Genomic DNA, 25587 nt, shown 5'->3' on the forward strand with positions numbered 1-25587 from the left:
ATTAAAGAGGCCATGAACCAGTCTGATTGAGAGATAGCCTCATGAGCAGCCAAATCATTCCCGTTGAACCTTTCGATTACGTCGTCTTTGGCGGCAGTGGCGACCTTGCCGAGCGCAAGTTGCTGCCGGCCCTCTACCATCGTCAGATCGAAGGCCAGTTCTCCGAGCCGACCCGCATCATCGGCGCCTCCAGAAGCGCGCTGACCCACGAAGAATACCGCAAGTTCGCGCAGGACGCTCTGAAGGAGCACCTGAAGAAGGGCGAGTATGACGAGGCCGAAGTCGCCAAGTTCTGCGAGCGCCTTTACTACGTGCCGGTCGATGCCCGCTCCGACGCCGGCTGGGACCAGCTGAAGAAGCTGCTCGACGAGGGCAAGGACCGCGTCCGTGCCTTCTATCTGGCCGTCGCACCCGGCATCTTCGGCGACATCTCGCAGAAGATCCACGATCACAAGCTGATCACCAAGACCACCCGCATCGTCGTCGAAAAGCCGATCGGTCGCGACCTCGCTTCCGCGCTGTCGCTCAACGACACGATCGGCAAGGTCTTCAAGGAAGAGCAGATCTTCCGTATCGACCACTATCTCGGCAAGGAGACGGTGCAGAACCTGATGGCGCTGCGCTTCGCCAACGCGCTCTATGAGCCGCTGTGGAACGCCAACCATATCGACCACGTGCAGATCACCGTTGCCGAATCCGTCGGCCTCGAAGGCCGTGCCGGCTACTACGACACCGCCGGCGCGCTGCGCGACATGGTGCAGAACCACATCATGCAGCTCGTCTGCCTGGTTGCCATGGAAGTCCCGTCGTCGATGGATTCCGAAGCGGTTCGCGACGAGAAGCTGAAGGTGCTGCGCGCGCTGAAGCCGATCGACGCGTCCAATGTCGAGCAGACCACCGTTCGCGGCCAGTATCGCGCCGGCGCTTCGGCGGGCGGGCCGGTCAAGGGTTACCTCGAAGAGCTCGAAGGCGGCGTGTCCAACACCGAAACCTTCGTCGCCATCAAGGCCGAGATCAACAACTGGCGCTGGGCCGGCGTTCCCTTCTACATCCGCACCGGCAAGCGTCTTGCCGGCCGCATGTCGGAGATCGTCATCACCTTCAAGTCGATCCCGCACTCGGTCTTCGACCAGTCGGCCGGCCGTATCAACCAGAACCAGCTGATCATCCGCCTGCAGCCGGACGAAGGCGTCAAGCAGTCGCTGATGATCAAGGATCCGGGCCCGGGCGGCATGCGCCTGCGCAATGTTTCGCTCGACATGAGCTTCGCCGATTCCTTCCAGGTTCGTAACCCCGACGCCTACGAGCGCCTGCTGATGGACGTCATCCGTTCGAACCAGACGCTGTTCATGCGCCGCGACGAAGTCGAAGCGGCATGGCAGTGGGTCGACCCGATCCTCAAGGGTTGGGAATCCACCGGCCAGAAGGTTCAGGGCTACACGGCCGGCACCTGGGGCCCGAGCCAGTCGATCGCGCTCATCGAGCGTGACGGCCGCACCTGGCACGACAACCTCTAAGGATTAAGAGAATGGCAGCGACCATGCACAATTTTGCCAACGCCGCCGAACTGGCGCGCAACCTTGCCGACAAGGTCGCTGCATCGCTTTCGACGGCCATCGCCAAGAAGGGAACGGCGGAGATCGCCGTTTCCGGCGGCTCCACGCCGAAGGCATTCTTCCAGGAACTGTCGACGCGTGATCTCGACTGGACGAAGGTGACGATCACCCTCGTCGACGAGCGTTTCGTGCCTGCGGACAATCCACGCTCGAACCATCTGCTCGTGATCAGCAATCTCCTGCAGAACAGGGCGAAAGCGGCAAAGTTCCAGCCGCTCTACCAGCCGGCGGCAACGGTCGAGGAAGCTGCAAAGCTCTCGACGGCGGCCACGGCTTCGATCGGCAATCCGTTCGATGTCGTCATTCTCGGCATGGGCGGCGACGGCCACACGGCTTCGTTCTTCCCTGGTGGCAGCAATCTTGCGGTTGCTCTCGACCCGAGGACGCCGCGCGGCATCATCACCATGGACGCTGACGGCGCGGGCGAACCCCGCCTCACCTTCACCTTCTCCAGCCTGCAGGATGCAGGGCTGCTCGTTCTTCACATCGAAGGCGACGGCAAGAAGGACGTTCTGGTGAAGGCCGAGGGTGCCGGCGACGAAGCGGAAATGCCGATCCGGGCTATCCTTCGCCGCGCCGCGACGCCCGTCGACATTTACTGGGCTCCGTAAGCCAGGCCTTAATGGCCAACACGGCGTAAAGCCGCGAACAGACAATCGAATACCAGCAAACGACAAGGATCTCCCATGTCCGCTCATTCGCGCGTTGCCGCCATCACCAACCGAATCGTCGAACGGTCGAAACCGTCGCGGGAGCTCTATCTCGAGCGCTTGCGAAACGCGGTGGGCAAGAGCGTGGTTCGCTCATCGCTCGGCTGCGCGAACCTGGCACACGGCTTCGCGGTCTGTTCCACCGCCGAGAAGGAAGCACTGGCCGGCGACCGTGTTTCCAATCTCGGCATCATCACTTCCTACAACGACATGCTCTCGGCGCATCAGCCGTTCGAGACCTATCCCGCGATCATTCGCCAGGCGGCGGTTGAGGCCGGCGGCATCGCGCAGGTGGCGGGCGCCGTTCCCGCCATGTGCGATGGCGTGACCCAGGGCCAGCCGGGCATGGAGCTCTCGCTCTTCTCGCGCGACCTGATCGCCATGGCTGCCGGCATCGGCCTGTCGCATAACATGTTCGACGCCGCTCTCTATCTCGGCGTTTGCGACAAGATCGTACCGGGCCTGACGATTGCCGCGCTGACCTTCGGCCATCTGCCGTCGATCTTCGTACCTGCCGGGCCGATGACCTCGGGTCTGCCGAACGACGAGAAGTCGCGCGTGCGCCAGCTTTACGCCGAGGGCAAGGTCGGCCGCGCCGAGCTGCTCGAAGCCGAGTCCAAGTCCTATCACGGACCGGGCACCTGCACCTTCTACGGCACGGCCAACTCCAACCAGATGCTGATGGAGATCATGGGCTTCCATATGCCCGGCTCCTCCTTCATCAATCCGGGCACGCCGCTTCGCGAAGCATTCACCCGTGAGGCGACCAAGCGGGCGCTGGCGATCACCGCGCAGGGCAACGAGTTCACGCCGGCGGGCGAGATGATCGACGAGCGCTCGATCGTCAACGGCGTCGTCGGCCTGCACGCCACCGGCGGCTCGACCAACCACACGCTGCACCTCGTGGCCATGGCGCGCGCCGCCGGCATCGAGCTCACCTGGCAGGATATCGCCGAGCTCTCCGAAGTGGTGCCGCTGCTTGCTCGCGTCTACCCGAACGGACTTGCCGACGTGAACCATTTCCACGCGGCCGGCGGCATGGGCTTCCTGATCAAGGAGCTGTTGAAGCACGGCCTGCTACACGACGACGTGCGCACCGTGTTCGGCCATGGGCTGCAGGCCTACACGATCGATCCGCGCCTTGGTGAGGATGGAAACATCGTGCGCGAGCCCTCCCCGGAAAAGAGCGTCGATCCGAAGGTGCTCGCCAACATCGAAACGCCGTTCCAGGCGAATGGCGGGCTCAAGATGCTGCGCGGCAACCTTGGCAAGGGCGTGATCAAGATTTCGGCCGTGAAGGCGGACCGCCACGTCATCGAGGCGCCGGCGATCGTCTTCCACAGCCAGCAGGAGCTTCAGGACGCCTTCAAGGATGGCAAGCTCAACCGCGACTTCATCGCCGTCGTCCGCTTCCAGGGACCGAAGGCCAACGGCATGCCGGAGCTGCACAAGCTGACGCCGCCGCTCGGCGTGCTGCAGGACCGCGGCTTCCGCGTGGCGCTGCTGACCGACGGACGCATGTCCGGCGCGTCGGGCAAGGTTCCGGCGGCGATCCATGTGACACCGGAGGCCGTCGATGGCGGACCGATCGCGCGCATCATGGACGGCGACATCATCCGTCTCGACGCGATCGCCGGAACGCTCGAGGTGCTGGTGGATGCTGCCACCATGGCCGATCGCAAGCCTGTCGTCGCCGATCTCTCCGACAACGAGTTCGGCATGGGCCGCGAGCTCTTCGCCCCCTTCCGCCGCGCCGTCGGCGCATCCGACAAGGGCGCCAGCGTGCTGTTTCACTAAGCTGCGTTTAACCGCTAAAAGCGACAAGGCCCGCGAGACGATCTCGCGGGCCTTTTCGTTTCAGACGTAGAAATCGGCGATCAGCCGCGGATATCGAGCACGCGGTCGCGATGGGCCGGGTGGGTGCTGTAGACGAAGATCTTGTTCAGTTCCTTGTCGGTCAGCATGCGCAGGAAGCGAACTTCCACGGTGTTGTTGGGATTAACACGGGTCAGCATGCAGCCGATCTTGGTGATGCGGGCATCGGGAAGATCGAGATAGAACTGACGCGGGAGATTGAACTGCGTCAGGATCGCAAGGACCGCGCTGCTCTTTGAAATGCGAATGATGTCGCAGCGGCGCGAGGCCATGTTCATGACGCCCTTCTCGGTATATTCGAGACGCGCGGCGTTCATCGTGTCCTCCATCTTGAACCGCACTTCGCGGTCGTACATGAAGGATTCTTCCTTGTTTAGAAAATGGCCTGATGACTGGGGGCTAGGTGTCGCCACTGTCGTAATCCTCTAAGTAAGTAATGAGGAAAGACTACCAAGCGATCTTTAACAGAAGGTTCGAACAGCATAGCGCCGGGCCGCATTATTCACACGGCCCGGGAGCTATTTACAACTTACTTGCGATAGGTTCGACCTTCTGCATCAAAGAGATGCAGCTTCGAACGTTCGGCCGAGAAATGCATCTTCTGGCCGCGCTTCACATCATAGATGCCAGGCAGCTTGACGATGATCGGCTCGTTCTGAACGAGACCCTCGATATAGAGCAACGTCACCTCGCCGAGCGCCTCGACGATCGAGACTTCGCCCTCGAAGAGGTAATCGTCGGTTGGGCCAGCGATCCGCAGGTCTTCGGGGCGAACGCCGAAGCTGGCGGTCTTGCCCTTTTCGGAGGCCGCGGTTGGTATATCGAGCGTGACGGACTTGCCGCCGGTCAGCGTCACCGTGGTCGTGTTGCCGGCTTCCGTTACGGTGGCCGGGATGACGTTCATGGCGGGCGAGCCGATGAACTTGGCGACGAAGAGGTTGGCAGGACGCTCATAGAGCTCCAGCGGCGCGCCGACCTGCTCGATATTGCCGGCGGACAGCACGACGATGCGATCGGCGAGCGTCATCGCCTCGACCTGGTCGTGGGTGACGTAGATCATCGTCGTGTCGGCCATCTGCTCGTTGAGACGGGCGATCTCGATGCGGGTGGCGACGCGCAGCGCCGCGTCGAGGTTCGACAGCGGTTCGTCGAAGAGGAAGACCTTCGGGTTGCGGCAGATGGCGCGGCCGATGGCGACGCGCTGGCGCTGGCCGCCTGACAGCGCCTTGGGCAGGCGATCGAGATATTTGGTGAGCTGCAGGCTTTCGGCCGCCGCGCGCACGCGGCGATCGATTTCCTGCTTGTTCTCGCCGGCGATCTTCATGCCGAAGGCCATGTTGTCGTAGACGGTCATATGCGGGTAGAGCGCATAGGACTGGAACACCATGGCGATGCCACGCTTGGAGGGCGGGACGTCGTTGACCAGCTGGCCGTCGATATACATGTCGCCGCCGGTGATGTTCTCCAGGCCGGCGATCATGCGCAGCAGGGTGGACTTGCCGCAGCCCGACGGACCGACGAACACAACGAATTCGCCCTCCTTGATATCAAGATCGATGCCATGGAGCACGTCCACGGCACCGTAGGATTTGCGAATGTCCTTGAGTGTCAGTCCAGTCATCGAGTTCTCCTCCTCCAGAAGTCTCTAGGCGAGCCGAGCGAAATACGCGCCCCAGGCGGGTATATCGATCTTGTCGCCATAGTTATTGCTGACGAAACCATGGCCCGTCAACGCCTGCCAGTTGCCTTCAGGTAGAGCAACCAGGGCTTCGGTCGCGCTCATGTTGAAAACGCAGAGCAGCTTTTCGTTGCCGTATTCGCGCTGGAAGACCAGCATGTCGCCCTGCGGCTCCATGAACTTGATCTCGCCCTTGGCGAAGGCCGGGTGCTGCTTGCGGAAGGCGATGAAGCGGCGATAGTGCTCCAGCACCGAGGTCTCGTCGCCCTGCTGAACGCTGACAGCGCGCAGGATATGTTCGACCGGGACCGGCAGCCATGGCTTGACCGTGGAGAAGCCACCCTGGGCGACCTGGCTGTCCCAGACCATCGGCGTACGGCAACCATCGCGGCCCTTGAACTCCGGCCAGAACTGGATGCCATAGGGGTCCTGCAGATCCTCATAGGCGAGATCCGCTTCCGTCAGGCCGAGTTCCTCGCCCTGGTAGAGGCAGACCGAGCCACGCATGGTCATCAGCATCGCCGCATACTGCTTGGCGAAGGCGTCGCGATCGGCAACGAGCGAGCCCCATCGTGTCACATGGCGCACGACATCGTGATTGGAGAGCGCCCAGCAAGCCCAACCATCAGGGGCGGCGGCGGCGAAATCGTTCATCACATCTTCGATGCGCTCGGGCGAGAGCGGATCCGGCGACAGGAACTCGAAAGCATAGCACATGTGCATCTTGTCATCGCCCGACGTGTATTCGCCGACGATCTCGAGACCGCGCTGGCTATCGCCGACTTCGCCGACGGCGGCAATATCCTGGAACTCCTCGAGCACCGCGCGGAAACGCTTCAGGAAGGCGATATTCTCCGGGCGGTTCTTGTCGTAGATGTGTTCCTGGAAATTGTACGGGTTGACCGCCGGCGCCGTCGAGGCGTTGCGGCGCTCGGGCGCCAAGGCCGGATTGTCGCGCAATTCCTTGTCGTGGAAATAGAAGTTGATGGTGTCGAGGCGGAAGCCATCGACGCCGCGCTTCAGCCAGAAGCGGACGACATCGAGCAGGCGGTTCTGAACCTCGGGATTATGCAGGTTGAGATCCGGCTGCGAGGTCAGGAAGTTGTGCATGTAATATTGCATGCGGGTCGGATCCCACGCCCAGGCGGAGCCACCGAAGATCGACAGCCAGTTGTTGGGCGGGGTGCCATCAGGCTTCGAGTCGCTCCAGACGTACCAGTCGGCCTTGGCGTTGGTGCGGCTGGACCGGCTCTCGACGAACCAGGGGTGCTGATCGGACGAATGCGAGATGACGAGATCGATCATCACGCGAATGCCGAGGCGGTGGGCTTCGGCGATCAGGGAATCGAAATCGACAAGCGTGCCGAAGATCGAGTCGACATTCTCGTAGTCGGAGACGTCGTAGCCGAAATCGCGCATGGGCGAGGTGAAGAAGGGCGAGATCCAGATGGCGTCGGCGCCAAGGGCCGCCACATGCGGCAATCTCGCGGTAATGCCCTTGAGATCGCCGATGCCGTCGCCGTTCGAATCCTGGTAGGAGCGCGGATAGATCTGGTAGATCACCGCGCCGCGCCACCAGTCCTTGTCCGCCGTCAGGTTGGATTGAGATGCCATGCTCATATGTGGTCCTGTTGGATATTGCCTTGCGAAATGACTAGCCGCCCTTGACCGAACCCGAGAGCAGACCACGCACGAGATAGCGCTGCAATGCGAAGAAGACGAGCAGCGGTACTATAATCGTGATGAAGGCCGAGGCCGTCAGGATTTCCCAGTTGCCGCCGCGCGAGCCGAGCAGCGCGTTGAGCGCACCCGTCAGCACGAGGTGATCCCTGTCGGTGCCGAGGAAGACCATGGCGACGAGCAGGTCGTTCCAGACCCAGAGGAACTGGAAGATCGAGAAGGAGGCGAGCGCCGGGAAGGACAAGGGCAGAACGATGCGGGTGAAGATCTCGAAATCGCTGGCGCCATCGACGCGGGCGGATTCGATGATCTCCTTGGGCAGGCCCGCGATATAGGATCGCAGGAGATAGATGGCGAGCGGCATACCGAAGGCGGTGTGCGCCAGCCAGATGCCGGGATAGGTCTTGGACGGCGTGTCGAGCAGCATGCCGACCTGATTGTAGAGCCTCAGAAGCGGGATCAGCGACATCTGCAGTGGCACGACGATGAGGCCGACGACCAGCGCGATCAGGAGTGCACGGCCGGGGAATTCCATCCAGCTCAGCGCATAGGCTGCGAAGGCGGCGATCAGGATCGGGATGATCGTGGCCGGGATCGTGACCGTCAGCGAGTTGATGAAGGACTGGCCGATCCCCTCGCCCGTCAGCACCGTGCGGTAGTTCTGCAGCGTGAACTCCGGCGGCGTGGCGACGGAGACGTAGACGCGGCGGCCGCCGTCATCCGGGCCGAAGGCGGCGTTCTTGGCGTAGCGATAGGTGCCGTCTTCGTTGACCGTGAGCGTGAGGCCATCGCCGAGATCGGCGGTCTCGCCAGCCTTGTAGGCCGAGGGCTGCGCGACGCGGGTGCCGAAGGCATTGATCGAGCGCCCCTCCTGGCCCTCCAGCACATTGCCTGTGATGACATAAGCGGGGCCATCCTGCTTCTGCTGGTCAACCTGGCCGAGGCGGGCGGCGACGGTGCGCGACGAACCGGAGAAGGCCGTCCACCAGCCGGAGACGACGATCTGATCCTTGTCGCGCAGCGCGCTGACGAAGATGCCGAGCGTCGGGATCAGCCAGATGATGACGATCAGGAGGACGGCTGCGTGGACGAACAGGCGGGCCGGGCCGATCTTGAAGAAATCGCGGGTCAGGGTCATCTCACTTGCCTCCCAGTTCGCGATTGGCGCGGCGGACGTTCCACACCATGATCGGCGTGACGGCCAGCATGATGATCAGCGCGATGACCGCACTTCGGCCGCTGTCGCCGCCGCCCCGGAACATCCAGTTGAACATGAGATTGGCGAGGACCATCGTGTCCCACTGACCGTTGGTCATAGTCAGCACGATATCGAAGACCTTGAGAACAAGGATGGTTATCGTGGTCCAGACGACGGCGATCGTGCCCCAGACCTGCGGCACCATGATGCGCCAGAAGATCTGCCAGCCATTGGCGCCATCGATGACGGCGGCCTCGATGGTCTCTTCCGGAATGCCGCGGAGTGCGGCCGACAGGATGACCATGGCAAAGCCGGTCTGGATCCAGATGAGGATGATCATCAGGAAGAAGCTGTTCCAGAAAGGCACCGAAATCCACACCTGCGGCGTGCCGCCGAAGAGCTGTACGATGGCGTTGAGCAAGCCGATCTGCGTGGCGTTGCCGCCGCGATATTCGTAGATGAACTTCCAGATGACGGAGGCGCCGACGAAGGAGATCGCCATCGGCATGAAAACGATGCTCTTCGCGATATTGCCCCACCAGATGCGGTCGGTCATGACGGCGATGACGAGGCCGAAGAAGGTGCAGGCGGCGGGAACGACGGCGAGCCAGAGGATGTTGTTGAAGATCGATTGGCGGAACTCGCGGTCGCCGAGGGCCCACTGGTAATTGCTGAAGCCGACGAACTCGGCTCCGGAACGATCGTAGAAGGACAGGATCACGGTCGCGACCACGGGATAGACGAGATAGACGACCAGGAGGAAGAGCGCCGGGAACAGGAACAGCCACGGCCTTATGACGGAGCGGCGGTTGAGGTTCTGCGAGGCGGCGCGAATGTCGCCGTCCTTCACCGGAAGCGCCATATCAAGGAGCTTGTTCGAGAAATAGAAATAGGCCGCGCATGCGAATACGGCGACGACCACGACCCCCAAAGCGGAAACCAGCTGCGATAGCATTCATCCCTCCCCTGATGCCTACGTCTTTTTGAAATCACGCCGCCCGATGGTCGGGCACGCTTGCTGCGGGCGCAAGAGGCGGCGATGGCCGGCGCTTGTGACGGCGTCCGGCCAGGCATTTGCATCCATGCCGCCCGAGCAGGCGGCATGGAGATCAGGCGATGTTACTTGATGCCATCCCAGGCGCTCTGAATTTCCTTGGCGGTATCCTGAGCGGACTTGCCGCCGACGAAATCGACCATGCCGGTCCAGAAGGCGCCGGCGCCGATCTTGCCGGGCATCAGGTCGGAACCGTCGAAGCGGAACGTCGTTGCCGTCGTCAGGATCTCGCCTTCGCGCTTCATCTGCTCGTTGGCGTAGGCGGCCGTGTTGACGCCCTTGTAGGGTGTCAGGAAGCTCGACTGCGCCATCCAGACTTCATGCGCGATCGGCGTCTTCAGGAATTCCACGAAGGCGCGGGCCGGCTTGGAATCCTTGGCGATGGTGACCAGCGTACCTGCGCCCAGAACCGGCTTGCCGAGTTCGGGATGCGAGGCGAAGGTCGGCATGTAGAAGAAGTCCGCATCCTGGCCCATCTTCGTGCCTTCAGGGAAGAAGGACGGAATGAAGGATGCCTGGTGGTGCATGTAGCACTTTGGCGGGACGGCGAAGAGACCCTTCGGGCTGTCGCGGAAGTCGGTCGAGGCCACAGCCTTCACGCCACCATCGACATAAGCCTCGTTCTTGGCGAACTTGCCGAACTCGTCGATGACGGAAACGACTGCGGGATCATCGAACTTCAGTTCGTTGGTGGTCCACTTGTCGTAGGCTTCCGGCGGCTGCATGCGCAGCATCAGGTCTTCGATCCAGTCGGTCGCCGGCCAGCCGGTGGCGCCGCCGGAACCGAGACCGATGCACCACGGAACGCCGCCGTCCTTGACGATCTGCTCGGACAGAGCCTGCAGCTCTTCCATCGTGGTCGGGACCTTGTAGCCCGCTTCCTTGAAGTTTTCAGGCACGTACCAGACCAGCGACTTCACGTCGGCCTTGTAGGGGAAGGCGAAGAAGGCGTCCTTGCCGTCCTTGCCCTTGTAGGTGCCGTAGCCGACCCAGCTGTCGCCGGCGCCGTAATTGTCCTTGACCCACTTGGAGTTTTCATCGCCGAGCGGCGCCAGGAAGCCCTTGCTGGCGAGATCAGCCAGAAGGCCCGGCTGCGGCAGGATCGCGATATTCGGCGGCGAACCGGCCTGCGTGTCGATGACGATCTGCTGCTCGTAGTTTTCCGAGGACGAATACTTGGCGTCAATGCCGGTCGCCTCGGTGAAATAGGCAAGAATGCTGCGGAACAGCGTCTCGTCCTCGCCGCGCCACGGACCGAAGATCGTCAGCTCCTGGCCCTTCAGGTCGGCATTGGCCGCCTTGAAGTCATCGTAGCTCTTCCAGTTGAACTTGGCGTCCTCGCCCGGCGCGAATTTCAGATCGGCCGCGGACGCGCCGCCGGCCAGAAGCGCTGCCACGGCAACGCCCATCAAAAATGACTTTTTCATGTGATCAACCTCCCATCACAATCCCCAATCACGCCCTGCAACCGAAATTCCAAAGCGCTTTGACAACGAACTCATTTCACTTTCGGCATAAAAGAGTCAAGGCAATTCGCAAAACCCGGCTTGGGGCCTTTGGATATCGCAATGCAGCAACGCCTATGGGGCAATATGGAGCGATTTTTCTTGAGTCAAGCCGCGCAGCTGCTACATTGCTAAAAGCGCTTTGGATGCCATTTGGGAGACATGACCTCCAGGGCGTTGGAGGAAGTTTAACACGTGAATCTGAAACAGCTATCGGAAATGCTGGGGCTTTCCCAGACGACGGTGAGCCGTGCGCTGAACGGCTATCCCGAGGTCAACGAGGCGACACGCGAGCGCGTGCTGCGCGCCGTGCAGGAGACCGGCTATCGTCCCAACAAGGCCGCGCAGCGGCTGGCGACCGGCAAGGCGGGCTCGATCGGCCTCGTCATGCCCACAGCGCCCGGGCATTATTCCGATGTGCATTTCGGCGAATTCCTGACCGGGCTGGGCGAGGAAGCGGTAAGGCACGACTTTCATTTCGTGATCATGCCGGCCGACCCCGATGACGAGGTGGGCGCGCTGAGGCGGCTGGCGATCAGCGGCAATGTCGACGCATTGTTCGTCGCCTATATGCGCGGGCACGATCCCAGGCTGCCGCTTTTGAAGTCGCTCTCCATGCCGTTTCTCGTGCATGGACGCTCGTTTGGGATTGAGCCTGACTATCCCTATCTCGACATCGACAACGAGGGTGCCTTCTACGATGCGACGCGGCTGCTGCTGCAACTCGGGCATACACGCTTCTGCCTGCTGAACGGGCCGGAGCATCTCGATTTCGCGATCCGGCGCAAGAAGGGCGTGGTCTCTGCGCTCGCCGAGCGCGGGCTGGAGCTGCCGGAGAACTGCACCAGCCACATGTCGATGACCGACGAGCACGGGCAATTCGCCATGGAGCGCTTTCTGCAACTACCGGAACCGCCGACGGCCATTCTCTGTTCCAGCACGGTGCTGGCGCTCGGCGCCATCCGCGCGGTGACGCAGGCGGGGCTGAAGCTCGGCGAGGATATTTCGCTGATCGCCCATGACGATGTGCTGCCGCATCTGAAGCCGGAAAATTTCTCCGTGCCGCTGACGACCACGCGCTCATCCCTGCGCGCGGCGGGTGTCCGGATCGCCGAGCGGCTGATCGGGACCGTCAAGCAGGACGGCCCCTTCCCCGAACAGGAACTCTGGAAGACGGAGCTGATCGTGCGGGCGTCGACGGGTGCCGCGCCGCGCTAGGTCTATCCGGATCAGAACTTCGGCGGCGTCTGGCCGGCCGCGCGGTGCGCGGCAATCACGGTGTTGGCCATCAGCATGGCGATGGTCATCGGACCGACGCCACCCGGGACCGGGGTGATGACATCCGCGACTTCGGCCGCCTCGGCGAAGGCGACGTCGCCCACAAGGCGCGTCTTGCCCTCGCCCTTCTCGGGCGCTGCGATACGGTTGATGCCGACGTCGATGACGGTGGCGCCGCGCTTGACCCAATCGGCCTTGACCATCTCGGGACGACCGACGGCAGCAACCAGGATATCGGCGTTGCGGCAAACGGACGGGAGATCCTTGGTTCTCGAATGCGCGATGGTCACCGTGGCGTTGGCGTTGAGCAGCAGCTGCGCCATCGGCTTGCCGAACAGATTGGAACGACCGACCACGACGGCGTTGAGGCCCGACAGATCTTCGCCGTGGGTGCGGCGCACGAAGACCATGGCGCCGGCGGGCGTGCAGGAGACGAGGCCGGTCTCAAGATCGCCGACCGCCAGCTTGCCGGCGTTGACGACGTGGAGGCCGTCGACATCCTTCTCGGGCAGGATCGACTGGATGATCGGCTCGGAATTCAGGTGCTTGGGCAGCGGCAGTTGCACGAGGATGCCGTGGATCGTGTCATCGGCGTTCAGCGAGGCTACCAGCGCGGCCAGTTCTTCCTGCGTCGTCTCGAGCGGCAGCGTGTGCTGCACGGACTTGAAGCCGCATTCCTTGGCCATCTTGCTCTTGGAGCCTACGTAAGCGTGGCTTGCCGGATCGTCGCCGACGATGATGACCGCGAGACCGGCCTGAACGCCGCTCTGCTTGTCCAATGCCGCGGTCGCCGCCTTCACCGTGTCGATGACCGAAGCTGCAACCTGTTTGCCGTCGATTACTGTCGCCAAGACCGTCTCCCTGCCATTGCCCGCCATTCTAGTCGGCGGCATCGGGCACAATTTGCCTGTCCACGCCCTATCCTGCCTGAAACGAGAAATGCAAGAACAATCATGCCGCAGGTGGGCGACGATCAGGCCGTCGCCGCGTAGGAGCGAAGGCGATCACGCATGGCGGCGATCTCGGCGCGCAGGATTTCGACCTCGTCGGTGGCGTCTTCGACCACGGGCTCCGGCGCGGGTGCGCGCGGGATATCGACCAATGGTTCGATCACGGCAACGGGCTCTACATGCGCGACGCCTTTGCTCGGGTCCACGCGTCTGCGAAAACCGGCAAGGCCGAAGGCAAGACCGGCAAACGCGCCGAGCGCTGGAGCAAGCCACGGGCTGCGGCCCGGCTCGATGGCTGTGACGACAGGCGCCTTGATGACCTGCACATGGGCGCCATCCGTGCCGATTGCGCCGGTGCTGAGCTGATCTTCGAGACGCTGGCGCGCAACCGCGGATTTCTCGCGCAGTTCCGTCAGCTTGGCGAGATCGACGCCGGTGTCGCGGCTTTGTGCGATCAGCGCATTGCGCTGGTCGCCGAGCTGCCTGACTGCGGCGACCGTTGATTTGACCTCGTCGGCGGCATCGCGCGAAAGCCTGCCGAGTTCCTGGCCGATGCTGGCGCGCAGGCCGTCGACTTCGGCCTGTTGAGCAATCAGGCGCGGATGCCGGGGGCCGAGGCTGGCGGCAAGCTGCGCGAGCGTCGACTTGGCGACGGCATAGCGGCCGCGGCGATCGTCCAGCGCGGGCGATGTGATATCTGCGGCGAGCGTGCCGGTCAGCGCATCGTCAGCCGTTGCGGTCTTCAGCAGGTCGGCGCGCGTCTTCGACGCCACGACCTTCTGCTGTGCGTCCTTCAAGGTTTCGTTGGCCTGCACAAGCTGCTGCTGCAGTCTGGTTGCGACCTCGACATTGCCTTCGCCGTTCTGCTTGGTGAATGCCTCGAGCTCGGCGTCGGCCGCCACCGCACTCGCCTTCTTCACCGCGCCGTCGTTGACGCTTGCTGCCGACACAGGATGGGCGACGGTCGAGACGAGATAGGATGCGATGCGCGCGGATTTTGCCGCACTTGCTGTCGTGACGCTGAAGCCGATGGTACCCGATTTCGGGTCCGCGGATGCGCGAATGGCGGCGGCCAGAGACGCTTCGGCGCGCGAGACGGGATCGGCGGCGGCACCGCTTGCGGAGAGGAGATCGACCGCGACATTGAACGCACTGCCGCTGGCGCCCGCGAACTCGGCGTCGCGGTCGAGCTGCAACTTGGCGACGGCCATGGCGATGGTTTTCTGCGAGATCAGTGCATCATGCGCAGCGCTGACCAGCGCCCGATGATCCTTGGCCGGGCCTTCGACGCCGAGCAGGCTCTGCGCCCGAAAACCGGATGGCTCGCTCGGGATCAGCGTTCCGCCAAGCGCGCCCAGTGCGCACAATGCGCCGGCTGCGATCAGCGAGCGGCCGCTGCGCGGGGAAGCCGGGGCCGGATGCGACATGGATTCGACGTGGAACTCCTGTGCGGCCAGATCGTCGATCAGGTCGTCCATCGCGGCATGGTCCATGACAGCAGCGCTGACGGAGGCGGCGCTCGGAGCAGCGTCATCGATGGGCGGCTTTGGCGTCGTGGCGGCGTCGTTGGCGGCCTCAAGCCTTTTGCCGAGGATGGTTTCGATGCGGCTGACGAGAGGCGCGGTGGCGTCTTGCGATGCGGGTTCCTGGGGCTCCGGCATTCGCTGCGCCTGGAGAGCCCGTTCTATGACGCGTAGCAGCTCGGCTTCCGGGACGGCCATTTCATCCTGATAATGGCCGCTGGAAAAGCCGTTCGAGCCGGCTTCATCCTTCGGCTGGGATGACCATGAGTGGGTGGGACGTCTCGAATGATTTTCGCGCATCACCAAGTCTCGTGCATGGAACGATCGAACCCATCGCAGTCGCGTGTGGTTAATCGAGCCTAAACAGGCTTGGCAAACAAAAGGTTAATTTTCGCTCAATCTCGACGTGCATCGCCGATTTCCGAGCGCTTCATGATCACCTTGCGGCGGCTGAAGCGGTACTTGGCGACGTGATAGAGAAAGACCGGGATGCCGAGCGCGTAGCGGCGCCAGAGACGGCCGGGTTCCTGGACGAGCCTGTAGGCCCATTCCAGGCGCATCGAGCGCACCAGCTTGGGTGCGCGCGGCACCGAGCCGGAGACGAAATCGAAGAGAGCGCCGACGGCCAGCACCAGGCGCGCGTGATCGGCGCGAATGTGCTTGTGCGCCCACTTTTCCTGCAAGGGCGTGCCCATGCCGACGATGATGATGTCGAGATCCTGCGCCGCGATCTCGGCGACGACGGCGGACGGATCGTTCTTGTCGAAGAAGCCGTCGGAGATGACGACGAATTCATGCCAGGGTGCATGCCTGCGGAAGTTGGATGCCGCGCGCTCGACCACGGCACGGGTGCCGCCGATCAGGCCGATGCGGCGGGGCTGTTCCATGAAGGTCAGCAGCGCGGGCACGAAATCGGTGCCGTTCAGATTGGCCGGAAAAGGCGATCCGTGCGCGATCTGCGAGGCGATATTGAGGCCGATGCCATCGGGCAGAACGAGGTTCTGCGAGAGGATGTCGCGATACTCTTCGTCCCGCAGCGCCAGGAGCATGTTGTGCGCATTGACGAAGGAGATCGACGTCTGGCCGACGGGCATGGACAGGAGCTCGTTGATGAAGACGAGCGCGTCATCCCAGCCGAGATCGCAGACAGGCAGATCGAAAATGGCGCGACGCGAAGCGAGGACCGCGAAATTCGCGATCAGATTCATACCCGCTTCCTGACGATAATGCTTCATGGCTCGGAGATCCCGGTAACACTGAGGTCTGCCTGGGATCAGGCGCCGGCTTCCAAATCTGGAATGCGGCGCGCATGTCGGCCCATCACGGGACGGTATAACAGGGCTCCCTCAAACAACCTTTAGGAAAACCCGTCGAATTTTCTTAGCGATATCAGGGATTTGTTAACCATCGCGGATGGCAGGTCGCGGTGATAGGGCCACCGCGACGACAAGCGGGCGTCAACCGCCGGCGGCCGGGTCCTTGACGGGCTCTGGCGGCACGACGTTGACAGGCTTGCCGGTTTTCTTCGGCTGGCCGGACGCGTTAGCGGCGACCTCTTCCTTCGAGAGATAATCAAGCTGCTCCAGCAGAACCTGGTCGATATATTCGCCGCCCAGATGCGTGTTGAGGTCTTTCTTGATCATATCGCGGAAGGCATTCGGATCGAATGCCTTCATATTCGAAATGTCGACCATCTTGTTGCCGACAAGCAGCGAGAACAGTTCGTCGGTGGTCATCTCGGTGAGCGGCAAGGTCGCGCCCTTCACCATATCCTTCTTGATCATGAAGGATATCTTTCCGAGGAAGTAGCCGCTGACGGCGCCATCGTGGACGACAGGGATGGTGATAGACTCGCCCTTAACAAGCTCGACAAGGCTCTGCTTCGACTGATCGGGGGCCGGCGCCGGCGCGGTTGCCAGATACACCGACATATAGACCGCCGCCAGCGTGATCACGCAGACCCAGACGCCTGTAAGAACGAGTTTAATCATCAGTGTTCACGCGCCAGGAACTGTTCCTGGGAATAGGTGCCGTCGGCATCCGCATCCTGAACCGCGTTCTTCAGGAGATCGGCGACGGTGCGCACGGCTTCGAGGTGAGCCTCGACGCGACGAGCGTTGAGCGCCAGCTTTTCCTTCAGGCCATGCAGCTGCTCGAGGTGCGAGGCGGCGAGTTCCTTGGGGTCCGTATCGCTGAAGAGCATCGACAGTTCATAGAGGCAGCGGCTCTTGTGGGCATTCGACACCTTGAGATCGAACTGCGGATCGCTGCCGATGCGCGTGTTCTCGTTGTCGATAATCATTTCCAGGCGTCCAAGAACCGATTTGATACGGTATTCGTTCGAGATTATTTCCATTGTTCTCCTCGATTCCCTTAGGCGTCGTTTGCGGACTTGTTGTCCGTCGATGTCACGCCAAACGTCTGGCGCTGAATTTCATTGATCATGCTGACCGCGGCATTGCGGTCATCCTGGTCGGTAGAGGCGTTGACGACCCTACCTTCCTGCTTCTTCAAGGCATCGTGATAGAGCTGCTTGGCAACGCCGATGCCATCGCCCTTGGCGATGGTGTTGCCGAGCTGTTCGGCCATCATGCCCTTCCAGATATCGCCCGTGGCGCCCTTGCCGTAGACGTCTTCGCTTTCGCTGGGCAGCATGTTCTTGATGAAGTTCTGCAGCACCATCGCTTCGAACTTGCGATAGGTCTCGGGAACTTCTTCCGTCTTGCCGGTGCGATTCTGGACGTCGCTGAGGCCCGCCTTGTTGGAGGCGCGGTCGAGAATGTCCACCGCCGAGGTGAAGCCCTTGCCCGCTTCGGCAAGGCTGTTGGCCGCGAAAGCAGCCTGGTTTGCCTTCAGTTTTTCCTGAGCGGCCTGAACCTCCATGGGGTCGGCCGCCTTGACAACATCCAGCACCAGATCACTCGGGGGTGAAATCGCCACGTCATAATCCTCTAAATTTCAGATCGAGGCGATTATGAGTTTTGAAGCTTGCTGGAGGCTGGCGTACCGTATTTTTGATCGATGATATCATAGACCGCGTTGTCATCGGCCTCGCGGCGCTCGTCTTCGAGCGCCTCTCGCATGCCATCTTCCAGCCGGTCTCCCTTGGCGCGCTCCTGCTGAACGCGCATCTGGTGAACTTCCTGCATGCCGTTCAGCTGCTTGTCCTTGATGCCGAGCCGGTTGAAACGATCCGCATAGCCCTGCGAGAAGGCGTGATGCACCGGGTCCATGGAGCCGAGCGCATGGATGACGCTGTCCATCTCTTCGCTGACCTCGGCGCGCTGGCGCGTCGTTTCGGCGAGGTCGAATTCCGCCATCTGTTCGAGATGCCGCTGGACGGCGACGAGGCGTTTGAGCTTGTCCGAGCGCGTCCTTTCCGCCATCCGCCTACTGCCCGATGAAGACGCTGGTAAACGACTGGCCGAACTGGCTGATCATCGCCGCGACGGCAAAATAGAACAGGAAGAGGCCGCCGAACAGCAGGTAAGGCGTCGAGATGAAGTAAACCGGGATCTGCGGCGCCAGCTTGTTGATGAAGCCGATCGCGACGTTGAACAGCAGGCCGTAGATGAGGAACGGGCTCGCCAGCCGCAGCATGATGAATGTGGTCGTCGACAGCGTGTCGGTGAACGAGATCAGCGTCGCGCGCATCTGCATGGCGCCGCCAAACGGCATCGATGTGTAGGAATCGATCAGCGCCCTGAAGACGATGTGGTGGAAGTCCATCATGAAGAGAATCATCATGCCGGCGAAGATGATGAAGCCCGAGATGGCGCTCTCCTGGCCTTCTTCGAAAATGTCGGCGGCGCTCGGCTGCGTGTAACCGATCATCATGGCCGCGATGTTGGCGGCGAACTGGAGGCCCAGCGTATAGAGGCGGGCCAGCATTCCGAACATCACGCCGATCAGCGATTCGCTGAAGATGAAGCCGATATAGGTCGCGTTCGAAGTGCGAACGGCCGGATAGACCGTGTCCCAAAGCACCGGCATAATCGCCAGAGACAGCGCGCCGGCGATGAAGACCCGCAAGATCGAAGGGACACGCGCCGAGGAAAAACCCGGCATTGTCAGCACACAGCCGCCGATCCTGCAGAAGATCAGAAAGAGCGCCAACACGGTCCCTTGCGGGTCAGTTATCATGAAATAGAGCCTAGAATCTTTATCTCGATGCCCTTTGCCAGTTCCACATGCGAGAGAACCGGGAGCGTGGCGAACAGGCGTTCGATGATCATGCGCACATAGGACCGTGTTTCCGGCGAGGTGACAAGGGCGAAAGGCAGGCCGCGATCCATGAATTCACGGATAACTTTGCTCGCCTGCTCGCTGAACTCCTCAAGCATGCGCGGATCGATGTCGAATTCGACGACTTCGCCCTTGTTGTCGCGCTTCAGCGCCTGGTGGAAGGCGAGGTCCCACTTGCTGCCGAGGCGCAATACGCGAAGCACACCGTTGTCGGCAAGGTCGCCGCAGAGCTGCTGCGCCATGCGAACGCGAACATGTTCGACGATCTGTTCGGTCTTGCGCACATGCGGGGCAAGCTCGGCCACGGCTTCGAGGATGAGATGCAGGTTGCGGATCGAGACGCGCTCGGCGAGCAGCAGCTTCAGCACGGCCTGCAGACCCGAATAGGACATGTGCGAGGAGCAGATCTCGTCGGCAAGCTTCTTGTACTCGGGATCGAGGCGATCGATCAGAACCTTGAGGTCCTTGTAGGAGAGAAGTGCCGGCAGGTTGTTGCGGATGACTTCGCTCATGTGGGTCAGGACGACCGAGACATTGTCGATCGGCTGGAAGCCCTCGCGCTTCAGATCTTCCGTGAATGCCTCGAGTACGGAGACAGCAGGCATGCCGAAAGCGGGTTCGCGGATCTCGTCGCCCGGCACGCGCGGCTTGCGGCCGGAGCCGGTGACGACGAGGACTTCGCCGACGCGCAACTCGTTCGAGGCGACCGTCGTGCCGTGGATGCGGATCTGGTAGGACTTCTCGGTGATGGCGATATCGTCGGTGACCTTGATCTCCGGAACGACGAAGCCGTACTGGGTCGCGAACTTCTTGCGCATCTTGCCGACGCGGAATGCGAGTTCCTGGTGCGCGCCAAGCAGACGCGAGGAGACCATCTTGCCAAGTGCCAGCTCGATTTCCGAGGTGCGCAGCACTGATTTGACCGAATCCTTCTCCAGTTCCTTGTTCTCGACGACCTTCTTTTCTTCCTGCTCGCGCAGGATTTTGTTTTCCGCATCGATCTGGCGCGGGATGAACCAGGCGCCGAAGGCGAGAACGCCACCGAGGAACATGAACGGGATGAACGGCAGGCCAGGCATGAGGCCGAGAACGATCATCAGCACGGCGGAAACCGACAGCGCGCGCGGATAGCCGCTCAGCTGATCGACGACGGCCTTGTCGGTCGAACCGACGGTGCCGCCGCGCGAAACGAGAAGGCCGGCGGCCAGCGAGATGATGAGGGCCGGCATCTGCGATACCAGACCGTCGCCGACGGAGAGCTTGACGAAAACGTCAGCCGCTTCGCCGATCGGCATGCCGTGGCGGAAGTAGCCGATGATGATGCCGCCGAAGACGTTGATGGCGGTGATCAGAAGGCCGGCGATGGCGTCGCCGCGCACGAACTTGGACGCACCGTCCATGGCACCGAAGAAGGAGCTTTCCTCTTCGAGTTCCTTACGGCGGCGCTGCGCCTCGCGCTCTTCGATGATGCCAGCCGAAAGGTCGGCGTCGATCGACATCTGCTTGCCGGGGATGGCGTCGAGGGTGAAGCGGGCGCCGACTTCCGCGATACGGGTGGCGCCCTTGGTGATGACGATGAAGTTGATGGTGATCAGGATCAGAAAGACGATCAGACCGATCACGAAATCGCCCGACATGACTAGGCTCGCGAAGCCGGCGATAACGCCGCCCGCCGCATCGTGACCTTCGTTGCCGTGCGAAAGAATAACGCGGGTCGTCGCGATGTTCAGCGATAGACGCGTCATCGTGGCGATCAGCAGGATGGTCGGGAAGGACGAGAACTCGAGCGGCTTCTGGATCCACAACGCGACCATCAGGATCAGCACGGACAGCGCGATCGAGAACGCCAGGCCCATATCGATGAGGAACGGCGGGATCGGCAGGAAGAGCACGCAGATGATGACGACAATGCCAAGGGCAAAGCCAACGTCACGCAGGCTGGGGCCGGCTTTCGGAAGGGGGAGTGCGGGTGGTTGCGCCATATCGATTCCGTCTCGTCATGAGATGTACGGGCATGATGCCCAGAATTCGGATCGATAGTTAAATGGCGAAGCTTGCGCGAGGGTGGCTCAGAAGCCGGACTGGATGCGCGAGAAGACGAGATTGGTGAAGATCGAAATCTGCGAGCCGACAAAGGGAGCGGAGATACCAATCGTCACCAAAACCGCGACGATCTTCGGGACGAAGGTGAGCGTTGCTTCCTGGACCTGGGTCAACGCCTGGAACAGCGCGATGACGAGACCGACGATCATCGCCGCGGCCACGGCCGGCCCGGCGGAAACGAGAACCGTCCAGATCGCCGCCTGGAACAGATCGAGTGCGTCAGCTTCATTCATCCAGGCAACCTCATATCGCCTTTCGGTCCGTCCGCAACCCGGCCGGACCGTCGTTCAGTTTCTTTTCGATCAGCTGCCGGTCGTGGTCGACTTGGGCGCCTGATCCGCGACAGTGATTCCCGCCTGGACGAGAATACTCTTCCCATCGGTGGTCGTCGCGATAATTCCGTCGGAATACACTTTTACGGAATCGACGGTGCCGGCGACGGTGCCGTCGGCGCTGGTCATGTACTTGCCGACATAGCTGCTGGCCTGCGTCAGGCTCGAGCTTGCCAGAAGCGTGTCCAGCTTGGTGTTGGTCTGGATCGTCTGCTCGACCTGCGAGAAGCTGGCGAGCTGCGCCATCTGCTGGCTGGCATCGACGGGTTCCGTCGGATCCTGGTTCTTCATCTGAGCAATGAGAAGCTGCAGGAAGTTGTCGTAATTGAGCGTCGCCTTCTGCTGAGCAGTCGACGTCGTCGATGAGGTGTTCTGCGTCGTTGTCGCGGAACCGGTTGCGCCTACCGCCATGGTGCGATCTCCTTGCGAATCTGCTCAACCATTGCAGGGTGCATTTCCTGGTTGTTCAGAATGTTGTCTTCGATAACGTAGAGACCGCGGATGGCCTTCAGGGCGTCGAAGGCGCGGCCGGTCGAAACCAGACCGTCGATGCGCTTCAGCTCGGCCAGAACTTCCTCGTTCTTGAAGCAGGTCAGAAGCATCGTCACCGACTTGCGGAACATCGCCGTCGACTGATCCTTGCCCTCAGGGTTGATCAGGATCATCTGCGCGATGAAGTAGAGCTGGCGCAGAGGCGTTGTCGCGTCTTCCGGCTGGAGAACGTGGTTTTCCAGAAGGAACGTTACATCATTCAGGAATTCCAGCGCGACCTTGCGATCGACGCGCAAAACCGCACCGTTGATGAAGATCTTTTCCCCGGCTTTTAGCGAGATACGAAGCGTGCTTTTCATTTAAGTCCATCCCTGATGATGGTGGTAACGTCAATAATGCCTTGAAAGTTGGTCGACTGCCGTTTCCGGATCCGGTCGCTTTCTTTCAAGATCCAAATAGCGATCGAGATCAGATTGGCGCGCAACTGAACTTCGAGCTGATTGTCCGGATGCTTGAGGTCTTCGATAAAGCTCACCCAAACGCGTCGGGTGTAAAACAATGCATCGATAGCCTCACGGCCATACTTCTCTTTGTCCCGTGCAATCGCGAGCAGCTCGATGGACCGGTCGAGAACTTGACGTTCCCGCTCCTTTGCATCGGCTACCGAGTCTTGCATGACCTCGGCGTAAGAGAACTGATACATTCATGCATCCTTCTTTGTACTTGTACTTCTACCGCTGATCATCAGAGGTAGTTCACGAGGCTCAACTGCTGAATTTTTGAAACGATCGTGTATGCGGTTTCGAGCTGCGTCTGCAGGGTGTTGACCAGTGTGGACGCTTCCGACTGATCGACGCCCTGAAGGTCGACGAGCTTGTTCTGAATGATGCTGGACTGCGCATCGAGGGCGTCGTTGGCCTTCGTGACGCGCTCCTGCGACAGACCGAGCTGGCTCGCCTGGGTGACGATGCCGGTCGTGCCCTGCGCGGCGTAGCCGATTGCCTTCGACGTGGTCATCGCCAATGCGTCGCCGCTGAGGCCGGTGCCGGCGAGCGCCGAAACGGTGATCGACGCGAGCGCGAAGTAACGCATGCCTTCGGAGTTCGAATTGGTCGAGGACGTGACGGTCTCGGAGTTGCTGATCCGGCTCGTCATGTTCTGGTTCGACGCGCTTGACCAGTCGGCCCATGCCGGCGGCGTCACGTAAGCCAGCGGCGGCGTGGGCGTGCCGACGCCAACCGGCGGGAACGGCAGCGGCGTCGAGGTCGCGTTCAGCGTATCCTGCGAGAACATCGGCTCGACGAAGTTGGAGATGAACGTGTCCATCTCGTCGCCGCTCAGCTCGGACTTGGTCTTGCCGAGGCTGCTTGCCCAGGCGTCGAGATTCTTCTGGATCGCGTCGGTTGCGGCATCCGTCTGATCGGTCAGCGGCTGGATGTCGGTGTTGATACCGGAGAAGAGATATTCGCCGTTGAGCATCGAGTTGCCGGTATCCATCAGCGACGACAACGCGTCGCCCGCCGACTGCATGGCAACGGTGATGCTGGTGTTGTCCTGGCTGCCCTGCAGCGCGGTCAGCTTCGAGACGAGCGCATCGCCCGCCGTCTTCATGCTGGTCAGACCAAGCTGGGATGCTTCGAGGCGACCTGATACAACCGAGTTGCTGCCCTGCAGTGCCTTGATCCGTGTGACCTCAGCGCTGAAATTGACGCTCTTCGCAGCTCCGGAACCAAGCGAGGCGCCGATATCGGCGTAGACGCCGGTGGTCGCCTCAAGCGAGGACTTGACGAGCTGGGTCTGCGACTGGCGAATGGTCAGTCGCATCGCGTTTTGAATGGCCGAACTCGAAATAAATGAACTTTTCATGGGCTTACCTCGCAATGTCCAGCAGCGACTGGTACATCTCGTTGACGGCATTCAATATCTTGGTGGCCGCCTTGTAAGACTGCTCAATATCAAGCAGCAGTGTCAGTTCCTCGTCAAGGTTGACGCCTGTCTCATTTGAGTACGCTTCGGTTGAGCGAGAGAGGGCAGCGGTTGTATTTTCCGATGCCGTCGTGGCGTCGCTTCTGAGCTGTTCGAGCCAGCCGACCGAGTTCTGAGCGTAGCTGATGACGCTGACATTCGAGGAGATGCCGGCATCCGACGAGAAGTCCTGTGCCGAGCCCAGCGCGGTGTACAGCGTGTCGAGATTGTCCGAGAAGCCGCTGGCATTGTCCGGGTTCAGGTTGGTCAATCCGGTGATGGAGCCGTCGCGTAGCTTCATCGGATCGCCACCCTGGCTGGTGATTACCGCTGTGTTTACCGTAATCGTACCAGCGATGCCGTTGATGACATCAGGGGTCGTCGGCGTGTCGCCGTCGAGGCCGGTCGAGGTCTTCCAGACGAAGAGGCCCGGCTCGGTCGTCGCGCCGTCGGTTTCCGAGAACATCGTCACCAGGGACCTTGCGACTTCATCGAGCTGCGACTGGAAGGTCGGAGCGACCTCGTCGCGGATCTGCAGCAGGGACTGAAGGCTGCCCTTGGCCGTCGTCGTCGATCCCTGACCGCTGGCGAGTGCCACACCGTCGATATAGACGCCGTTGCCCTTTGTTCCCGTCGTGTAGGTATCCTGCGGGACGAAGGTGACCGTGCGGGGAACGGTATCGAAAACGACCGTTCCGTCATTGGTGTAAAGCGCCATGTCGCCATTGGCGCGATCGGCGGTCTTGACGCCGACGATCGATGAAATCTGCTTCAGCAGCTTGTCGCGTTCGTCGAGCGCATCGGCCGGGTTGCCACCGCTGGCTGTCGCGCCCTTGACGGCATCGTTGGCCGTCTTGAACTGCGCGAGCAGCGTGTTCAGCGTATCGACCTGGGTCGCGATCTCCTTGTCCGCGTTCTGGCGGATAAGCTGGACGGACTTGGTCGCGTCATTCAACGAATTGGTGACATCCTGCGCGGCCGTGACCGCGCTCTGCGCGGCGATCGCGCTGCTCGGCGACGTGCGGAATGCCTGAAGCTTTTGCTGGAAAGTCGAGAGATAGGTGGCCGGCGACGTTTCGTAGTCATTGCCGCCGAGCACCGACTTCAGGTCGGTCAGTCCGCCCAGCAACGTCTGCTGGGCGCTGTCCTGTGCGCTTGCCTTGAGCCATTGCCGCATCAGGGCGTCTTCCTGCGCCCTGCTGATCTTCACAACCTGCGCACCATTCAGCGACGTCGTGACCATCGCCTGACGGCGAACGTAATCGCTGTTGCTGGAATTGGAGATATTGTTCGATACGACACTGCTCTGAGTGCCGGTATTGTTGAATATGCTCTGCGCGGTATTCAGTGCGGACGTAAGCGACATGGCTAACCCGTTACCCT

25 protein-coding genes are annotated in these 25587 nt (G+C 61.5%); 4 read left to right on the plus strand and 21 right to left on the minus strand.

The window, feature by feature from the left end:
* Positions 1-41 precede the first annotated feature (41 nt).
* The 3 genes from zwf (at position 42) to edd (ending at position 4123) form a co-directional block, all read left to right on the plus strand.
* A complete protein-coding gene (gene zwf, locus B3605_RS09080; protein ID WP_112942747.1) occupies positions 42-1517 on the plus strand; it encodes a glucose-6-phosphate dehydrogenase in 1476 nt (491 codons plus the stop codon).
* A gap of 11 nt (positions 1518-1528) precedes the next feature.
* Complete coding sequence (pgl, locus tag B3605_RS09085) at positions 1529-2227, plus strand: 6-phosphogluconolactonase (protein ID WP_112942748.1); 699 nt, start codon at positions 1529-1531, stop codon at positions 2225-2227.
* A gap of 75 nt (positions 2228-2302) precedes the next feature.
* Positions 2303-4123 (plus strand): phosphogluconate dehydratase, encoded by a 1821-nt coding sequence (gene edd / locus B3605_RS09090; protein ID WP_112942749.1) that lies wholly within the window; start codon positions 2303-2305, stop codon positions 4121-4123.
* Between the two features lie 80 nt (positions 4124-4203).
* On the opposite strand, the gene B3605_RS09095 is transcribed toward edd, so the two are convergent.
* The 6 genes from B3605_RS09095 to B3605_RS09120 form a co-directional block, all read right to left on the minus strand.
* Positions 4204-4557, minus strand: coding sequence for a hypothetical protein (locus B3605_RS09095; protein WP_018898468.1), 354 nt, complete (start codon positions 4555-4557; stop codon positions 4204-4206).
* 173 nt (positions 4558-4730) lie between these two features.
* Positions 4731-5822, minus strand: coding sequence for an ABC transporter ATP-binding protein (locus B3605_RS09100; protein ID WP_047508342.1), 1092 nt, complete (start codon positions 5820-5822; stop codon positions 4731-4733).
* A gap of 24 nt (positions 5823-5846) precedes the next feature.
* On the minus strand, positions 5847-7499 hold the full coding sequence (locus B3605_RS09105; protein ID WP_112942751.1) for an alpha-glucosidase: 1653 nt from the start codon (positions 7497-7499) through the stop codon (positions 5847-5849).
* A gap of 34 nt (positions 7500-7533) precedes the next feature.
* Complete coding sequence (locus B3605_RS09110; protein WP_112942752.1) at positions 7534-8697, minus strand: ABC transporter permease subunit; 1164 nt, start codon at positions 8695-8697, stop codon at positions 7534-7536.
* Between the two features lies 1 nt (position 8698).
* Positions 8699-9712, minus strand: coding sequence for a carbohydrate ABC transporter permease (locus B3605_RS09115; protein WP_047508348.1), 1014 nt, complete (start codon positions 9710-9712; stop codon positions 8699-8701).
* 164 nt (positions 9713-9876) lie between these two features.
* Complete coding sequence (locus B3605_RS09120) at positions 9877-11238, minus strand: ABC transporter substrate-binding protein (protein ID WP_047508349.1); 1362 nt, start codon at positions 11236-11238, stop codon at positions 9877-9879.
* A 273-nt stretch (positions 11239-11511) separates the two neighbouring features.
* On the opposite strand from B3605_RS09120, the gene B3605_RS09125 reads away from it, so the two are divergent.
* Positions 11512-12534, plus strand: a complete 1023-nt coding sequence (locus B3605_RS09125) for a LacI family DNA-binding transcriptional regulator (protein ID WP_026283001.1) — start codon at positions 11512-11514, stop codon at positions 12532-12534.
* A gap of 11 nt (positions 12535-12545) precedes the next feature.
* Here the strand turns inward: B3605_RS09125 and folD are convergent, their stop codons facing one another.
* The 15 genes from folD to flgK form a co-directional block, all read right to left on the minus strand.
* Positions 12546-13445, minus strand: coding sequence for a bifunctional methylenetetrahydrofolate dehydrogenase/methenyltetrahydrofolate cyclohydrolase FolD (gene folD / locus B3605_RS09130; protein ID WP_112942868.1), 900 nt, complete (start codon positions 13443-13445; stop codon positions 12546-12548).
* A gap of 122 nt (positions 13446-13567) precedes the next feature.
* On the minus strand, positions 13568-15367 hold the full coding sequence (locus B3605_RS09135) for a succinoglycan biosynthesis protein (RefSeq protein WP_112942753.1): 1800 nt from the start codon (positions 15365-15367) through the stop codon (positions 13568-13570).
* A gap of 95 nt (positions 15368-15462) precedes the next feature.
* Entirely contained in the window at positions 15463-16275 is an 813-nt protein-coding gene (locus tag B3605_RS09140; RefSeq protein WP_112942754.1) for a WecB/TagA/CpsF family glycosyltransferase, read from the minus strand.
* A 249-nt stretch (positions 16276-16524) separates the two neighbouring features.
* Positions 16525-17058: a hypothetical protein gene (locus B3605_RS09145; RefSeq protein WP_112942755.1), complete on the minus strand. Its 534-nt coding sequence runs from the start codon at positions 17056-17058 to the stop codon at positions 16525-16527.
* Positions 17058-17423, minus strand: a complete 366-nt coding sequence (locus B3605_RS09150; RefSeq protein ID WP_018898457.1) for a hypothetical protein — start codon at positions 17421-17423, stop codon at positions 17058-17060. The genes B3605_RS09145 and B3605_RS09150 overlap by 1 nt, the downstream gene beginning before the upstream one ends.
* 17 nt (positions 17424-17440) lie before the next feature.
* Positions 17441-18007 (minus strand): rod-binding protein, encoded by a 567-nt coding sequence (locus tag B3605_RS09155; RefSeq protein ID WP_112942756.1) that lies wholly within the window; start codon positions 18005-18007, stop codon positions 17441-17443.
* 32 nt (positions 18008-18039) lie between these two features.
* Positions 18040-18453, minus strand: a complete 414-nt coding sequence (locus tag B3605_RS09160) for a hypothetical protein (RefSeq protein WP_018898455.1) — start codon at positions 18451-18453, stop codon at positions 18040-18042.
* 4 nt (positions 18454-18457) lie between these two features.
* Positions 18458-19210, minus strand: a complete 753-nt coding sequence (gene fliR, locus B3605_RS09165; protein ID WP_112942757.1) for a flagellar biosynthetic protein FliR — start codon at positions 19208-19210, stop codon at positions 18458-18460.
* Positions 19207-21294 carry a flagellar biosynthesis protein FlhA gene (gene flhA, locus B3605_RS09170; protein ID WP_296433549.1) on the minus strand — a complete coding sequence of 696 codons (2088 nt, stop codon included), beginning with the start codon at positions 21292-21294 and terminating at the stop codon, positions 19207-19209. Before flhA ends, fliR begins: the two co-directional genes overlap by 4 nt.
* Before the next feature lie 87 nt (positions 21295-21381).
* Entirely contained in the window at positions 21382-21648 is a 267-nt protein-coding gene (fliQ, locus tag B3605_RS09175; protein WP_018898452.1) for a flagellar biosynthesis protein FliQ, read from the minus strand.
* A 69-nt stretch (positions 21649-21717) separates the two neighbouring features.
* A complete protein-coding gene (gene flgD, locus B3605_RS09180) occupies positions 21718-22158 on the minus strand; it encodes a flagellar hook assembly protein FlgD (RefSeq protein ID WP_112942758.1) in 441 nt (146 codons plus the stop codon).
* Positions 22149-22598: a flagellar biosynthesis repressor FlbT gene (flbT, locus tag B3605_RS09185; protein WP_018898450.1), complete on the minus strand. Its 450-nt coding sequence runs from the start codon at positions 22596-22598 to the stop codon at positions 22149-22151. The genes flgD and flbT overlap by 10 nt, the downstream gene beginning before the upstream one ends.
* A complete protein-coding gene (gene flaF, locus B3605_RS09190) occupies positions 22595-22942 on the minus strand; it encodes a flagellar biosynthesis regulator FlaF (protein ID WP_112429030.1) in 348 nt (115 codons plus the stop codon). The genes flbT and flaF overlap by 4 nt, the downstream gene beginning before the upstream one ends.
* Before the next feature lie 41 nt (positions 22943-22983).
* On the minus strand, positions 22984-24105 hold the full coding sequence (locus tag B3605_RS09195; RefSeq protein ID WP_112942759.1) for a flagellar hook-associated family protein: 1122 nt from the start codon (positions 24103-24105) through the stop codon (positions 22984-22986).
* A 4-nt stretch (positions 24106-24109) separates the two neighbouring features.
* Positions 24110-25570, minus strand: a complete 1461-nt coding sequence (gene flgK / locus B3605_RS09200; RefSeq protein WP_112942760.1) for a flagellar hook-associated protein FlgK — start codon at positions 25568-25570, stop codon at positions 24110-24112.
* Between the last annotated feature and the right edge of the window lie 17 nt (positions 25571-25587).

The organism is Rhizobium sp. UBA1881, from assembly GCF_002338015.1.
Lineage (GTDB): Bacteria > Pseudomonadota > Alphaproteobacteria > Rhizobiales > Rhizobiaceae > Rhizobium.

Bases quoted from the DNA above. Each gene is read 5' to 3' on its own strand.
- zwf (WP_112942747.1), top strand. From the start codon at position 42: ATGAGCAGCCAAATCATTCCCGTTGAACCTTTCGATTACGTCGTCTTT.
- pgl (WP_112942748.1), top strand. From the start codon at position 1,529: ATGGCAGCGACCATGCACAATTTTGCCAACGCCGCCGAACTGGCGCGC.
- edd (WP_112942749.1), top strand. From the start codon at position 2,303: ATGTCCGCTCATTCGCGCGTTGCCGCCATCACCAACCGAATCGTCGAA.
- B3605_RS09095 (WP_018898468.1), bottom strand. From the start codon at position 4,557: ATGTACGACCGCGAAGTGCGGTTCAAGATGGAGGACACGATGAACGCC.
- B3605_RS09100 (WP_047508342.1), bottom strand. From the start codon at position 5,822: ATGACTGGACTGACACTCAAGGACATTCGCAAATCCTACGGTGCCGTG.
- B3605_RS09105 (WP_112942751.1), bottom strand. From the start codon at position 7,499: ATGAGCATGGCATCTCAATCCAACCTGACGGCGGACAAGGACTGGTGG.
- B3605_RS09110 (WP_112942752.1), bottom strand. From the start codon at position 8,697: ATGACCCTGACCCGCGATTTCTTCAAGATCGGCCCGGCCCGCCTGTTC.
- B3605_RS09115 (WP_047508348.1), bottom strand. From the start codon at position 9,712: ATGCTATCGCAGCTGGTTTCCGCTTTGGGGGTCGTGGTCGTCGCCGTA.
- B3605_RS09120 (WP_047508349.1), bottom strand. From the start codon at position 11,238: ATGAAAAAGTCATTTTTGATGGGCGTTGCCGTGGCAGCGCTTCTGGCC.
- B3605_RS09135 (WP_112942753.1), bottom strand. From the start codon at position 15,367: ATGCGCGAAAATCATTCGAGACGTCCCACCCACTCATGGTCATCCCAG.
- B3605_RS09140 (WP_112942754.1), bottom strand. From the start codon at position 16,275: ATGAATCTGATCGCGAATTTCGCGGTCCTCGCTTCGCGTCGCGCCATT.
- B3605_RS09145 (WP_112942755.1), bottom strand. From the start codon at position 17,058: ATGATTAAACTCGTTCTTACAGGCGTCTGGGTCTGCGTGATCACGCTG.
- B3605_RS09150 (WP_018898457.1), bottom strand. From the start codon at position 17,423: ATGGAAATAATCTCGAACGAATACCGTATCAAATCGGTTCTTGGACGC.
- B3605_RS09160 (WP_018898455.1), bottom strand. From the start codon at position 18,453: ATGGCGGAAAGGACGCGCTCGGACAAGCTCAAACGCCTCGTCGCCGTC.
- fliR (WP_112942757.1), bottom strand. From the start codon at position 19,210: ATGATAACTGACCCGCAAGGGACCGTGTTGGCGCTCTTTCTGATCTTC.
- flhA (WP_296433549.1), bottom strand. From the start codon at position 21,294: ATGGCGCAACCACCCGCACTCCCCCTTCCGAAAGCCGGCCCCAGCCTG.
- fliQ (WP_018898452.1), bottom strand. From the start codon at position 21,648: ATGAATGAAGCTGACGCACTCGATCTGTTCCAGGCGGCGATCTGGACG.
- flgD (WP_112942758.1), bottom strand. From the start codon at position 22,158: ATGGCGGTAGGCGCAACCGGTTCCGCGACAACGACGCAGAACACCTCA.
- flbT (WP_018898450.1), bottom strand. From the start codon at position 22,598: ATGAAAAGCACGCTTCGTATCTCGCTAAAAGCCGGGGAAAAGATCTTC.
- flaF (WP_112429030.1), bottom strand. From the start codon at position 22,942: ATGTATCAGTTCTCTTACGCCGAGGTCATGCAAGACTCGGTAGCCGAT.
- B3605_RS09195 (WP_112942759.1), bottom strand. From the start codon at position 24,105: ATGAAAAGTTCATTTATTTCGAGTTCGGCCATTCAAAACGCGATGCGA.
- flgK (WP_112942760.1), bottom strand. From the start codon at position 25,570: ATGTCGCTTACGTCCGCACTGAATACCGCGCAGAGCATATTCAACAAT.